The 13,863-nt window shown below is 70.3% G+C and carries 11 protein-coding genes; 8 read left to right on the top strand and 3 right to left on the bottom strand.

Annotated features, from left to right (window positions below; translation table 11 throughout):
- Positions 1-40: 40 nt before the first annotated feature.
- Positions 41-1,444 carry an ATP-binding protein gene (locus tag KW843_RS21045; RefSeq protein ID WP_218297099.1) on the bottom strand — a complete coding sequence of 468 codons (1,404 nt, stop codon included), beginning with the start codon at positions 1,442-1,444 and terminating at the stop codon, positions 41-43.
- Positions 1,441-2,196: a two-component system response regulator OmpR gene (ompR, locus tag KW843_RS21040; protein ID WP_218297098.1), complete on the bottom strand. Its 756-nt coding sequence runs from the start codon at positions 2,194-2,196 to the stop codon at positions 1,441-1,443. Before ompR ends, KW843_RS21045 begins: the two co-directional genes overlap by 4 nt.
- A gap of 216 nt (positions 2,197-2,412) precedes the next feature.
- Between ompR and KW843_RS21035 the strand changes: the two genes are divergently transcribed.
- Entirely contained in the window at positions 2,413-3,009 is a 597-nt protein-coding gene (locus tag KW843_RS21035; RefSeq protein ID WP_218297097.1) for a hypothetical protein, read from the top strand.
- A gap of 53 nt (positions 3,010-3,062) precedes the next feature.
- Positions 3,063-4,034: an alpha/beta hydrolase gene (locus tag KW843_RS21030; protein WP_218297096.1), complete on the top strand. Its 972-nt coding sequence runs from the start codon at positions 3,063-3,065 to the stop codon at positions 4,032-4,034.
- A 67-nt stretch (positions 4,035-4,101) separates the two neighbouring features.
- Here the strand turns inward: KW843_RS21030 and uvrA are convergent, their stop codons facing one another.
- A complete protein-coding gene (gene uvrA / locus KW843_RS21025; protein ID WP_218297095.1) occupies positions 4,102-7,161 on the bottom strand; it encodes an excinuclease ABC subunit UvrA in 3,060 nt (1,019 codons plus the stop codon).
- Between the two features lie 117 nt (positions 7,162-7,278).
- Between uvrA and cysC the strand changes: the two genes are divergently transcribed.
- From cysC to KW843_RS20995, 6 genes are all read left to right on the top strand, one after another.
- Entirely contained in the window at positions 7,279-7,863 is a 585-nt protein-coding gene (cysC, locus tag KW843_RS21020; protein ID WP_369643755.1) for an adenylyl-sulfate kinase, read from the top strand.
- Between the two features lie 275 nt (positions 7,864-8,138).
- Complete coding sequence (locus KW843_RS21015; RefSeq protein WP_218297094.1) at positions 8,139-9,317, top strand: MFS transporter; 1,179 nt, start codon at positions 8,139-8,141, stop codon at positions 9,315-9,317.
- A gap of 152 nt (positions 9,318-9,469) precedes the next feature.
- The gene (gene ssb, locus KW843_RS21010) at positions 9,470-10,033 is read left to right on the top strand and encodes a single-stranded DNA-binding protein (RefSeq protein WP_218297093.1); all 564 of its coding nucleotides are present in this window, start codon (positions 9,470-9,472) and stop codon (positions 10,031-10,033) included.
- A 290-nt stretch (positions 10,034-10,323) separates the two neighbouring features.
- Positions 10,324-10,899, top strand: a complete 576-nt coding sequence (locus KW843_RS21005; RefSeq protein ID WP_218297092.1) for a hypothetical protein — start codon at positions 10,324-10,326, stop codon at positions 10,897-10,899.
- Between the two features lie 83 nt (positions 10,900-10,982).
- Positions 10,983-11,696: a Bax inhibitor-1 family protein gene (locus KW843_RS21000; RefSeq protein WP_218297091.1), complete on the top strand. Its 714-nt coding sequence runs from the start codon at positions 10,983-10,985 to the stop codon at positions 11,694-11,696.
- A gap of 458 nt (positions 11,697-12,154) precedes the next feature.
- On the top strand, positions 12,155-13,795 hold the full coding sequence (locus tag KW843_RS20995) for a hypothetical protein (RefSeq protein ID WP_255594850.1): 1,641 nt from the start codon (positions 12,155-12,157) through the stop codon (positions 13,793-13,795).
- Positions 13,796-13,863 lie beyond the last annotated feature (68 nt).

Here is a 13,863-nt window from a genome sequence, read left to right as displayed (position 1 = left end):
ATCTATCGCTGGCGGCCAATTTCATTCAGATTCTGCGCCCCTATTCCCCTGGGGGCTGAGCCGCAGCGGCCGGCCCCGCCAGCGGCAGCACCAGCCGCGCGCGCAGGCCCTGGCCGGGAGCGCTGTGCAGCTCCAGCGCTCCCCCATGGGCGCGCGCCACGCGCTCGGCAATCGCCAGGCCCAGCCCGGCCCCGGGAACACCCGCGCGCGCCGCGCCGCCGCCACGCGCGAAAGGCTGGCGCATGTGGTCCAGCTCTTTGGCGTCCATGCCGGTGCCGTGGTCGGCCACCTCGATCCACGCCTGCTGCGCGCTGCCGCCCGTGCGCAGCACCACCGGGGCGGCGCCGTGGCGCCAGGCGTTTTCCACGAGGTTGTCCAGCGCACGGCGCAGCGCCTGCGGGCGCACGGGCAGGTTGGGCAGGCCGCCCAGTTCCAGCGCCAGCACACGGCCGTGGTCGGCCTGCGCTTCGGCCACGGCCTGGGCCAGGTCGTTGAGCGATGCGGTGGCGGGCGCCTCGGCCTCGCCCGCGTCAGCGCCCACCCGCGCAAAGTCCAGGAACTGGCCCACGATCGCATCCATCTCGTCGATGCTGCGCGCCATGCTGGCCGCCAGCGGCGCATCCACCTGTGCCCCGGCGATCTCCACGCCCAGGCGCAGCTTGGTCAGCGGCGTGCGCAGGTCGTGCGACACACCGGCCAGCATCAGCGCGCGCTCGTGGTCGGCGGCGGCCAGGCTCTGCGCCATCTGGTTGAAACTGCGGCCCACGGTGGCGATTTCTTCGGGCCCGGCCTCGGGCAGCACCGCGGGTGTCTGGCCCCGCGCGAGCTGCCGCGCCGCCGCCACCACCTGGGCCAGCGGCTGGTGGATGTGGCGCTGCAGCCACCACGCGCCCAGCAGCGCCAGCAGCATGCTGGCCAGCGTGGCCACCAGCCAGGCCCCGGTGAACTCGCGCGTGGGGAACACGCTGGGCAGGTTGAGCCAGTAGTCAGCGCCCTCGTGCACCATGCGCAGGGCCAGCACGCCGGTGCTGTCGCGGCGCCACAGGGGCTGCGGGCTCTGCGCAGGCGCATCACCCACACCCAGGCGGCGGGCCACCGCCTGCACAAACTGCCGCTCCAACGGCGACAGCAGCGCGCGCCGCGCTGCGCTTTCCGGCGCAACGGGCGGCGTGGCCAATGCGGCCTGCCGGTTGAACGCCTCCACAAACGCCACACGCTGCGCCGGGGGCAGCGCCTGCAGCCCCGCCCGCAGCGCGGCCACATTGCGCGCCACGCCATCGGCCACCTGCGCCACGCGGGGCTGGAAGATCATCTGCCGCACCAGCACCGCCGCCACCAGCTGGCCCAGCACGATGAGCACGGCCATCAGCAGCAGGTTGCGCCCGAGCAGGCTGCGCGGCCAGAGCCCCCCGTGGCGGCGGGCGGGGGTTGCGGGTGCCGTCATGGCTGCCGCCCTCCGGCGGGCGCGGCGCCATCGGGCACGAACACATAGCCCACGCCCCACACGGTGCGGATGTGGCGCGGCTGGGCCGGGTCGGCCTCGATGAGTTTGCGCAGCCGCATGATCTGCACGTCAATGCTGCGGTCGGTGGCCGTGTGGTCGGGGCCATAGGCCAGGGCCATGAGCCGGTCGCGGCCCAGCGGGCGCTGAGGGTTCTGGGCCAGGGCCAGCAGCAGGGCGAATTCACCGGTGGTGAGGGGCACGTCCTCGCCGGCCCTCGCGCCCGCCCGCTCCAGCCGCCGTTCAGTCGGCAGCAACACGAAGTCGCCGAACGTCAGGCGTCCGTGCATTCCCTGCGGCCCGGTGTGCGCGCCCAGCATGCGCTGGCGTCGCACCATGGCCTGGATGCGGGCCAGGAGCTCGCGCGGGTTGAAGGGCTTGGGCAGGTAGTCGTCCGCCCCCATTTCCAGGCCCACGATGCGGTCCACCGGGTCGCCACGCGCGGTGAGCATCAGGATGGGAATGGTCTCGCCCTGCGCACGCAGGCGGCGGCAGATGGCCAGGCCGTCTTCGCCCGGCATCATCACGTCCAGCACCAGCACATCAAACCTCTCGCGCTGCAGCAGCACGTCGAGCGGGCCCGCGCCCTCCACCGTGCGCACGGCGTAGCCCTGGTCGCTCAGGTAGCGCTGCAGCAGGGCGCGCAGGTCGGGCTCGTCATCGGCGACCAGGATCTTGGCCAGGGTGTCGGTCATGGGCAGGGAGCAACGTGGCAGGTGAAGGCGGCGTGGTGGCAATGGTAGGCGCTGGCGCGGGCCATGCACCCCCAGCCATGACAAGGGATGACGGGGCCGCAGGCGTTTGTCATGGTTTGTCATACATCGGCGGATTCCTGCCATCAATGGCTCACACCTGGGACCCACAGTACAGCCATGCCACACCCCCAGGCAAACCCCAAGGAGTTGACCACCATGCCTTTGCCGACACGCCCCGCTGACAACGACCTGCTGCAACGCCCCGCACTGGCAGCGGGTGTGTTGGTGTTCTCCACCCTCGCCACCCTGGGGCTGAGCGCCGTGCTGGCGCTGGCCGCCCCCACCGAAGCGCAGGCCCGCACCCGCCGCAGCGTGGAACACAACGCCGATGGCAGCACCACCGCCCGCACCGGTGTGGCCCGCAGCGGCCCGAATGGCGCGGTGCTGCGCGGGCGCACAGCCACCACCGATGGGCAGGGCAACGCGAGCGTGACGGGCCGGGGCGCCGCCGTGGGTGCGCAGGGCGGAGTGGCCGAGCGCCAGGGCAGCACCACCCGACGTGCAGACGGCAGCGCCAGCCACAGCGGCACCGTGTCCGCCCAGAATGCCCAGGGCAGCCTGCAGAGCAGCGGCGGGGCGAGCCGCAACGCCGACGGCACCGTGACGCAGGCCCGCAGCACCACCGCCACCAACGCGACGACCGGCAACAGCGTGCAGGCGCAAAGCAGCTACAGCAAGGACAACAGCTGGAGCCGCAGCGCCACCTGCTACGACGCGAGCGGCACGGCCTTGGCTTGTCCAACGCGGCCTTGACGCCCTCTGGACCCAGCTACCGCTTGCCACCCTCTGACCTCAGGAGCCTCGCCATGTCCCCGCGCCATCTTCTGACCATGACCGCCCTGGCTGCCCTCACGCTGGCCACCGCCAGCGTGCAGGCCCAGACCACCGCGCAGAACGGCGGCCGCCTGCGCGCCCTCATCGCGCAGAAGCAGGCCGCCGCCGCACCGGCCACGCTGGCCGCCGGCGTGCAGCGCATCGCCGATGTGCCCTACGGCGCCGACCCGGCGCAGCGCATGGACGTGTATGTACCCACCAGCCCCACCACAGGAACCAACAGCCTGGTGGCCAGCGCGGTGCGCGCGCCGGTCATCTTCATGGTGCACGGCGGCGGCTGGCGGCATGGCGACAAGGCCATGGGCCGCGTGGTGCAGGAGAAGGTGAACCGCTGGGTGCCCAAGGGCTTCCTCCTCATCTCCATCAACTACCGCATGCTGCCCGATGCCCCCGTGGCCGTGCAGGAGCGCGATGTGCAGGCCGCCCTCACGGCCGCGCAGCAGCGCGCGGGCACCTGGGGCGGAGACCCGAGCCGCTTCATCCTCATGGGCCACTCGGCCGGGGCCCACCTGGTGGCCCTGCTCAATGCCCGCGCCCCGCAGGCACTGCGCGAAGGCGCCTGGCCGTGGCTGGGCACGGTGTCACTCGACAGCGCCATGATGAACGTGCCCGCCCGCATGCGCGCCCCGCACCTGCCGCTGTATGACGACGCATTCGGCGCTGACCCTGCGTATTGGGTGGCCATGTCGCCCTTGCACCAATGGACGGCGGGCGCCCCGCCGATGCAGATGGTGTGCTCGACCCAGCGGGCTGACGACCCCTGCCGGCAATCCGATGCCATGGCCCGCCATGTGCGCCACCAGGGCGGCCGCGCCGAGGTGCTGCCGCAGGACCTGGACCATGGCGAAATCAACGCCCAACTGGGCCTGGACAGCGACTACACCCGGGCCGTGGAGACCTTCATGGGATCGCTGGACGCCGAGGTGGCCCGCCGCCTGCTGTGATGTAGCGGCAATTTGCTACCAAATCAATAGCTTATAGCGCTTGATAGATAAGCGCTAGCAGTCATTTTCACTCAGATTTCGCCCGCAGGTAGGGCGCCAGATACCGCCCCGTATGGCTTGCCGGGTTGGCCGCCAGGTCCTCGGGCGTGCCCACCCCCACCACGGTGCCGCCGCCGGCGCCACCTTCAGGCCCCATGTCGATGAGCCAGTCGGCGGTCTTGATGACGTCGAGGTTGTGCTCGATGATGACGATGGTGTTGCCCGCGTCGCGCAGCTGGTGCAGCACCTTGAGCAGCAGGTCGATGTCCGCGAAGTGCAGGCCGGTGGTCGGTTCGTCCAGGATGTAGAGCGTGCGGCCGGTGTCGCGCTTGGAGAGTTCCTGCGCCAGCTTCACGCGCTGCGCCTCGCCGCCCGAGAGCGTGGTCGCCGCCTGGCCCAGGCGGATGTAGGAGAGCCCCACGTCCAGCAGCGTCTGCAGCTTGCGCGCGATGGCCGGCACGTCCTTGAAGAACGCGTGCGCGTCCTCCACGGTGAGCTCCAGGATCTGCGCGATGTTCTTGCCCTTCCACAGAACTTCCAGCGTCTCGCGGTTGTAGCGCTGGCCGTGGCACACGTCGCAGGGCACGTACACGTCGGGCAGGAAGTGCATCTCCACCTTCACCACGCCGTCGCCCTGGCAGGCCTCGCAGCGGCCGCCGGCCACGTTGAAGCTGAAACGCCCGGGGCCATAGCCCCGCTCCTTGGCGGTGTTCACCTCGGCCATCAGCTCGCGGATCGGCGTGAACAGGCCGGTGTAGGTGGCCGGGTTGCTGCGCGGCGTGCGGCCGATGGGGCTCTGGTCGACGTTGATGACCTTGTCGAAATACTCGATGCCCACGATCTCTTCGTGCGCGGCGGGCTCTTCGTGGGCGCGGTAGATCTGGCGCGCCACGGCGGCGTACAGTGTGTCGTTGACCAGGGTGCTCTTGCCCGAGCCCGAGACGCCCGTCACGCAGGTGAGCAGGCCCACGGGGAAGTCCACGGTCACGTTCTGGAGGTTGTTGCCCGTGGCGCCCGCCACGCGCAGCGCCTGCACCGCGCCCTGGCGCGCGTGGTGTTCGGCCATGCGCTCGGCGCGGCGCTTGCTGGCCTCGGTCTGCGGAAAGCGCGACTTGCCCTTGGCCTCCACCACCGGCGCCGCCTGCTCCACCACCGGCAGCCAGGGCGTGCGCCGCTTCGGCACGGCGATGGACAACGTGCCCGACAGGTACTTGCCGGTCAGCGATTCAGGGTGGCTGCGCACCGCGTCGTACGTGCCCTGCGCCATCACGCGGCCGCCGTGCACGCCGGCGCCCGGGCCCATGTCGATCACGTGGTCGGCCGCGCGCATCATGTCCTCGTCGTGCTCGACCACGATCACGCTGTTGCCGATGTCGCGCAGGTGCTGCAAGGTGGCGATGAGCCGGTCGTTGTCGCGCTGGTGCAGGCCGATGCTGGGCTCGTCGAGCACGTACATCACGCCGGTGAGGCCCGAGCCGATCTGCGACGCGAGGCGGATGCGCTGCGCCTCGCCGCCCGACAGCGTCTCGGCGCTGCGGTCCAGGCTCAGGTAGTTCAAGCCCACGTCGTTGAGGAACTGCAGCCGCGTGGTGATCTCGCGCACCACCTTGTCGGCGATCTCGGCCTTGGCGCCCGTGAGCGTGAGCGCCTGGAACCAGCCGTGCGCGGCGCTGAGCGTGGCGTGGCTCACCTCGAAGATCGCGCGGGCCTGCGCGCCCTCGCCCACCTTCACGTGGCGCGCCTCGCGGCGCAGGCGGGTGCCGTGGCATTCGGGGCAGGGCTGGCTGCTGCGGTAGCGCGCGAGGTCTTCGCGCACCACGACCGAATCGGTCTCGCGGTAGCGCCGCGCCATGTTGGGCAGGATGCCTTCGAACGGGTGCTTCTTGGTGTAGACCTTGCCCTTGTTGGCGCCACTGTCCAGGATGTAGCTGAACGCGATCTCGTCCTCGCCCGAGCCGTGCAGCACGGCATGCTGCACGGCGGCGGGCAGCGACTCGAACGGCGCCTCCACGTCGAAACCGTAGTGCCGCCCCAGGCTCTCCAGCATCGCGAAGTAGTAGCCGTTGCGCCGGTCCCAGCCCTTGATGGCGCCGCTGGCCAGGCTCAAGCCGGGGAAGGCCACCACGCGCGCCGCATCGAACACCTCGCGCTGGCCGATGCCGTCGCACGCCGGGCAGGCGCCCATGGGCGAGTTGAACGAGAACAGGCGCGGCTCCAGCTCGGCCAGCGAGTAGCTGCACACCGGGCAGGCGAACTTGCTGCTGAACAGGTGCTCCCGGCCCGTGTCCATCTCCAGCGCGAGCACGCGGCCGTTGCCGTCGTTGCCGCCCACGCGCAGCACGGCCTCGATGCTCTCGGCCAGGCGCTGCTGCATCTCGGGGCGCACCTTCAGGCGGTCGATCACCACGTCGATGCTGTGCTTCTCGGTCTTCTTGAGCGCGGGCAGGCTCTCGTATTCGTAGATGGTGCCGTCCACGCGAAAGCGGATGTAGCCCAGCGCCTGCATCTGCGTGAAGAGCTCGGTGAACTCGCCCTTCTTCTCGCGTGCCACGGGGGCCAGCAGCATGAGGCGCGTGTCCTCGGGCAGCGCCAGCACGGCGTCCACCATCTGGCTCACGGTCTGCGCGGCCAGCGGCAGGCCGTGGTCGGGGCAGTAGGGCGTGCCCGCGCGGGCGTACAGAAGGCGCAGGTAGTCGTGGATCTCGGTCACCGTGCCCACGGTGGAGCGCGGGTTGTGGCTGGTGGCCTTCTGCTCGATGCTGATGGCGGGCGACAGGCCCTCGATCAGGTCCACGTCGGGCTTGTCCAGCCGCCCGAGGAACTGCCGCGCATAGGCCGACAGGCTCTCCACATACCGCCGCTGGCCCTCTGCATACAGCGTGTCGAACGCCAGGCTCGACTTGCCCGAGCCCGACAGCCCCGTGATCACCACGAGCTGGTTGCGCGGGATGTCCAGGTCGATGTTCTTGAGGTTGTGCGTGCGCGCGCCGCGGATGCTGATGCGCTGCTCGCGCAGGGCATGGGCGAGGTAACGGCCAGCGTCGGACGGGGCAGCGGGCTCGGGGAGCGGGGCGGAAGGGGGGTTCACGGTGGGCGCGGCTCTGTGCAGGGAAACCCACCATGATAGGCCAGGCACGCCGCGCCGGTGGGTGGCGGCCGTCATGCCATTAACATGGCGCCAAGTTCATCCGCACATTCCACCCCAGTGTCCGATCCCACCCCCCATATCCATGCCCAGGCGCTCACCGTCACCCGCAAGGAGCGCGAACAGCTCGGCGGCCACCCCGGACGGGTCATCTGGCTCACCGGCCTGTCCGGGGCCGGCAAGTCGACCATCGCCAACGCGCTGGAAGGCGAACTCCATCGCCAGGGCAAACGCACCTACATCCTGGATGGCGACAACATCCGGCAGGGCCTGAACCGGGACCTGGGCTTCTCCGACGCGGACCGGGCGGAGAACATCCGCCGCATCGCGCAGGTGGCCCGGCTGTTCGTGGATGCGGGGGTGATCGTCGTGGTGGCCTTCATCTCGCCCTTTCGCGCCGAACGCCAGGCGGCCCGGGACCTGTTCGCGGCGGGGGATTTCGTGGAGATCTTCGTCGACGTTCCACTCGCGCTCGCGGAGCAGCGGGACCCCAAAGGCCTGTACCGGAAGGCCCGCACGGGCGAGCTGCGCCAGTTCACCGGCATTGATTCCCCGTACGAGGCGCCGCTGGCCCCGGAGCTGGTGCTGCCCACCGCCGAGCTCACGCCCCGCGAGTGCGTGCAGCGGATCTGCGGCCTGCTGTGAGCCTGCCGCCGCCGTCCGGCAGGGCACCGCCATGGTCCGCTGAACCGGCACCGCGCCGCCCGCGCACCGGCAGGGGCCTGCCGCCAGGCGCCGCCCCCGCAGAGGCCTTCGGCCCCCTTCGCTCGCCCCTGCGGACAGGCGCTTGCGCGCAATGGGCGAAAATCCCCGCTTTACCCGCCCCATAGGGCACCACCGTGCCGGAATCCTCTTCCCCTTCTTTTTTGGGCGCCGCCCCGCAGCCGCAGCCCCCGTCCCCGCCGCCTTCCGACAACGCAATGACACCGCTGGAGCGCCGCTCCAGCGTGAGTCTGGCGCTGATCTTCGCGCTGCGCATGCTGGGCCTGTTCCTGGTCCTGCCGGTTTTCGCGCTGGAGGCACGCAAGTACCCCGGCGGGGACGATCCGGCGCTGGTGGGACTGGCCATGGGCATCTACGGTCTCACGCAGGCGCTGCTGCAGCTGCCGCTGGGCATGGCCTCCGACAGGTTCGGGCGCAAGCGCGTGATCGTGCTGGGGCTTTTGGTGTTCGCCGCCGGCAGCCTGCTGGCGGCGCTGGCCGATTCGCTCACGGGCCTGCTCGCGGGCCGCGCGCTCCAGGGCGCGGGGGCCGTGTCGGCCGCCGTGACCGCCCTGCTGGCCGACCAGACGCGCGACGCCGTGCGCACCAAGGCCATGGCGCTGGTGGGCGGCAGCATCGGCCTGATGTTCGCCGTGGCGCTGGTGGCGGCCCCCGTGCTGGCGGCCCACATCGGGCTGGCGGGCCTGTTCGGCCTGACCTGCGCCCTCGCACTGGCCGGGGTGGCGGTGGTGATCTGGTGGGTGCCTGCGGAGCCCGCGCGGCACGGCGATGCCGCACGGGGCCGCCTGGCCGACGTGTGGAGCCACCCGGATCTGCTGCGCCTGAACCTGGGCGTGTTCGTTCTGCACACCGTGCAGCTATCGATGTGGGTGGCCGTGCCGGCCCTGCTGGTGCAGGCCGGCCTCGCCAAGGACCACCACTGGCAGGTCTACCTGCCCGCCGTGGTGCTGTCGTTCGGGGCCATGGGCGGGCTCTTCGCGCTGGAACGCACCGGCAGGCTGCGCGCGGCGCTGCTGGGCGCCATCGCGCTGGTGCTGCTCGTGCAGGTGGGCCTGGGCACGCTGGCGTCCAGCGCCGCGCCGCCGACGCTGTGGGTGCTGGGGCCGCTGCTGTTCGTCTTCTTCTGCGGGTTCAACGCGCTGGAGGCCAGCCAGCCCAGCCTGGTCTCGCGCATGGCGCCGCCCCAGCTGCGTGGCGCCGCGCTGGGCAGCTACAACACGCTGCAGTCGCTGGGGCTGTTCGCCGGCGGCGCGCTGGGCGGCGCGCTGGTGAAATGGGCCGGGGCTCCGGGCCTGTTCGCGGCGACCGCCGCACTCACGGCCCTGTGGCTGGCGCTGACCTGGCCGCTGCGGCCCGTGGGCCGCGGCGGCCATTGAGCACAACAAGCGGCGGCGGGCCTGGGCACGGCCGGGCGCTGCCGGGTGGGGGCTTCCATTGCCCCCCGCTTGCGGCACAATGGCGCGTTTGGCGCCCGGAAACTCTCTCCAAATCCGGCGCTTTGTTACTTCCTTAAGGCAAAGACAGCACCATGGCATCCGTAAACAAAGTCATCATCGTCGGCAACCTGGGCCGCGACCCTGAAATGCGCACTTTCCCCAGTGGCGACCAGGTGGCCAACGTGACGATCGCCACCACCGACAAGTGGAAAGACAAGCAGTCTGGCGAAATGCGGGAAGCCACGGAATGGCACCGCGTGGTCTTCAACGGCCGCCTCGCCGAGATCGCCGGCCAGTACCTGCGCAAGGGCTCGCAGGTGTACGTCGAAGGCTCCCTGCGCACGCGCAAGTGGACCGACCAGAGCGGCGTGGAAAAGTACAGCACCGAAATCCGCGCCGACCAGATGCAGATGCTGGGCAGCCGCCAGGGCATGGGCGGCCAGGGTGGTGGTGGCCAGCAGGGCGGCGGCTATGACGATGGCGGCTACGGCGGCGGCGACCAGGGCGGCGGCGGCTATGACCAGGCCCCCCGCCGCGCCGCGCCCGCGCCGCGCCCCATGGCGGCACCCGCCCAGCGCCCCGCCCCCGCACCCGCGGCCCAGGCACCGCGCGCGGCCTCGGGCTTTGACGACATGGATGACGACATCCCGTTCTGATGGACCCACCCCTCTTGCAATGACCCGGCCAGGGGCCCGCAGCACGGACGCTGCGGGCCCTTTTTTTTTGCCCCGGCGGGCGCCGCGCGGCGCTTTTACACCGGCCGCGGCGCCGCCCACCCCGCCACTTTGTCCAGTGCGGCACCGCCGCAACGGGGCCAACACTTTTTTACATCCGGCGCGCCCAACTCGAAGATCATCTCGTCCTTGCCGGCCGCTGCATCCAGCAGCGGCGGCAATTTCAGCCTGTATCCACAACATTCAAGCAAGAACGAGAGAGAGGGAACGTCATGCCAGGATTCGTCCGCAAGATTCTGATTTTCATCACCGGCTACGCATGGCTGCTGCTGCTGGCCGGCCCGGGCCTGATCGGCCTGTCGCTGTACAGCGGCTGGAAGGCCGAGGGCGACCATGCCTACGCGGCGCGCGAGAGCCTGCAGTCCGTGGCAGGCACCGTGACGCAGGCGTCCGAGGTGACGGTCAAGCGCAAGCGCCGCTCCACCAAGAAGTACTACGAAATCAGCGTGAAGCCCGATGCCGCGGGCGCCGAGGAGCGCAAGCTGCGCATCGACTACAGCACGCCCCAGCAGCTGGTTGGCAACCTCATTGACGAGAAGATCACCGCCCTGGTGGACAAGAGCGACAGCGACCTGGTGTACGAAGTGGCGGTCGATGGCAAGCCCGTGATCAGCTACGAGGCGACCCGGCAGCGCCTGCAGGCCGAGGCGGCCTCCTCCGCACGGTCCTTCAGCGGCGCGGGCACCTGGATCTTCGCGATTGTGCTCACCCTGCTGGGCGCCTTGGGCGTGTGGTGCAACCGCAAGCTGCGCGCCGCCGACCAGGAGCAGCAGCTCAGCGCTGCCTGAGAATTTTTCACAGAGAGGGAGGGAGGGGCGCTGTGGCCATGCCCTTCCCCTGTTTTCACAACGATCCAATGGAGGAATGCGCCATGAACCCCAATGCACTGACCCCTTCGACGCCCGAGGGCGCGCCGTTTGAACGGCGCGACTTCATCGTCTCCACCTACAAGCACCTGGGCGCCGCCATGCTGGCCTTCGTGGTGCTTTCCGCCGTGCTGATGGCGACCGGCTTTTCCGGTGCAACGGCCAAGATGCTGCTGGGCAGCGGCAACAAGTTCCTGTGGCTGGGCGTCATGGGCGCGTTCATGCTCGTGGGCTGGCTGGCCTCGTACATGGCCGACAACTCTGAAAACCCGCAAACACAGCTGATGGGCCTGGGCCTGTACGTGCTGGCCGAAGGCCTGATCTTCGCGCCGATGTTCGGCATCGCGCAGATCGTGGCCCCCGGCGCCATCGGAGCGGCGGCCTTCATCACGCTGCTGCTGGTGGGCGCGCTCACCTGGACGGCGTTCACCACCAAGACCGACTTCTCGTTCCTGGGCGGCATCCTGAAGGTGGGGGGCCTGGTGGCCCTGGGCACCATCGTTGCCGGCGCCATCTTCGGCTTCAAGCTGGGCATCTGGTTCTCCGGGATCATGGTGCTGTTCGCGGGCGCCTGCGTGCTGTACGACACCTCGCGCATCATCCACGACTACCCCGCCGACCGCCCTGCGGGCGCCGCGCTGCACCTGTTCGCCTCGATCGCGCTGATGCTCTGGTACGTGCTGCGCATCCTGATCAGCCTGGCGACCAACGACGACTGAGCCGAGCCGCCCGCGCGGCCCGCAAGGCCGGACTCCCGCCCGGAGTCCGGCCTTTTTTGTTGAGCGGCCACAGATGGAGGCAAGAAAACCGCCTCACCCCTTGCTGGCAAAGCGCCAGAAGCTACAAAAATAATAGCAAACCAGTGCACGCCACGCCGTGCGCACTGCCGGCCGGGACGCCAGGGCACTGCCGGCAGCGGGATGCGCCGGGCCGCCGCGCCCCGCCCAGCAAGCCCGCAGCCCCTTGCGGTGCCCCATTTCCCATCGTCCTTTGGGCCTGCTGCTGGCACAATTGGACACCGCCAGCCAGCCTGCATGCCGCGCATGCGCGCCGGCTGGCGCGCCGAGTGCGCCTTGCGCCATGCCCCGGTGCGGAGGCCTCCAGCACTGCGGCAGGTGCCGTGCTTGCGCACCCGCGCCACCCACCTGCCACCCACTGATCTTTCTTTCTGTCCATCATGCGCAAATCTCTTTGGCTTTCTTTGTCCTGTGCGGCCTTGCTCGCCAGTTGCGGCGGCGGCTCCTCCGATGGAGCGGATGTGGGCCCCGCCCCGGGGGTTCAGCAGTTCCCTGGCGGCGTGTGGGAAGGCACGGTGGGCACGGGCGCGGCGCAGCGCCAGGTCGTGGGCTACATCGATCCGGGCCCGATGGGCACCGGCGGGGAGTTCTACCTGGCGCGCGAAGCTCCCGGCGCGGCGGGCTTCGATGCGCTCTACGGGCGCCTGAATGTCAACGTCACCGCGGTGCTGGCCACCGGCGTGACGTATTTCTCGGTGCAGGACGGCAAATTCGCCACCGGTCTGACGCTGCGCGGAACGGCATCGAACAGCGGCAAGATCGGCCGCACCGACGGCATCAGCGGCAACTACAGCGATCCGGTGCAGACGGCGGCCGCCTCCGGCGCCGTGGTGCCGTTGAAGCTCTCGTACAGCAGCCTCAATTTCCACACCGCGACCGCCACGCTGATCGAGGGCACCTACCGGGGCACGGGCCTGTTTGGCGGCGGATGGGTGCTCACCGTCACTCCCCAGGGCCAGCTCTCGGGCCGCATTGGCGGCTGCCTGGTCACGGGCTCGGCAACGCCCCGCGCCGCGGGCTCGCCCCTGTACTCGCTCACGCTGAACCTCTCCGGCGACACGACCTCCTGCGGGGCCAGCGGCACCCAGCAGTCCGGCATCGCCGTGCTGCGCTTCGACGCGGCGGGCGTACCCAACGGCATCTGGGCGTTCACGCGCAACGCAACGGGCCCCGACAACACCTACACCCTCAACGGCATCGCCGACCCGCGCACCACGACGCCGCCCTCGGCCACGCCGCTGTCCGTGGCGGGCAACTGGCAGGGCGCCTTCACGCTGCCCACAGGCGTGATTGGCGACACGTCCGTCTGGGGCAGCGTGCTCCCGGATGGCGGCCTGTTCTTCTACACCAACAGCAGCCTGGACCACAATGCGCTGTACGGCCGGCTCATCCGCTACGCGAACAACGCGACGAACAACCGCTTCGTGACCGCGAACGACGGGGTGTTCTTCAACCGGCTGCTGGCCAACACGGGCGCCTACAACGAGTCCGTGCTGATCGACGGCACGCTGCAAAGCGCCACGGGCTCCAGCACCGCCAGCCTGTTCACCGGCACCTTCAGCTACCCCACCCAGCCCGGCGGCGCCCCGACCCGCTTCAGCGTCCAGCCCGACCCCCTGTATGCGCTGCCCGCCGGCAAGGTGCCCACCACGGCCCTGATCGTCGGCACCTACAAGATGGCAGGCACCGGCTTTGGCGGTGACACCACGACGCTCACGGTCTTCGCCGATGGCGCGATCACGGGCCTGACCACCAGCGGCTGCGAGGTCGCGGGCAAGCTCCTGGGCGAACTCGGCAGCGGCCTGAACCTGTACCGCGTGGAGGCGTTCGGCTACCTCGACAGCCCGAATGCCCCCATCACCTGCGGCCTGTCGTCCGGCCCGCCGCAGTCCGGTTCAGCGGCTGCGCAGTTCGACGCCAACGGCAACGTGGTCGGCCTGCGTATCCTGACCGCCGGGCTGTCCGTCGCGGGATCGCGCGCCCACACGGTGTTTGTGGGCGCCAAGCAGGCCACGCCCTGAAGGTAAGGGGGTGTGGCGCCCTGCCGCGAGGCGGGGGCCACCCGCCGGCCCCTCGACGGCTTGTGCAT

Source organism: Acidovorax sp. sif1233 (assembly GCF_019218755.1).
Lineage (GTDB): Bacteria > Pseudomonadota > Gammaproteobacteria > Burkholderiales > Burkholderiaceae_C > Acidovorax.
Note: the sequence above shows the minus strand (reverse complement) of the source record. Positions and strands in the feature narration are given on the sequence as shown.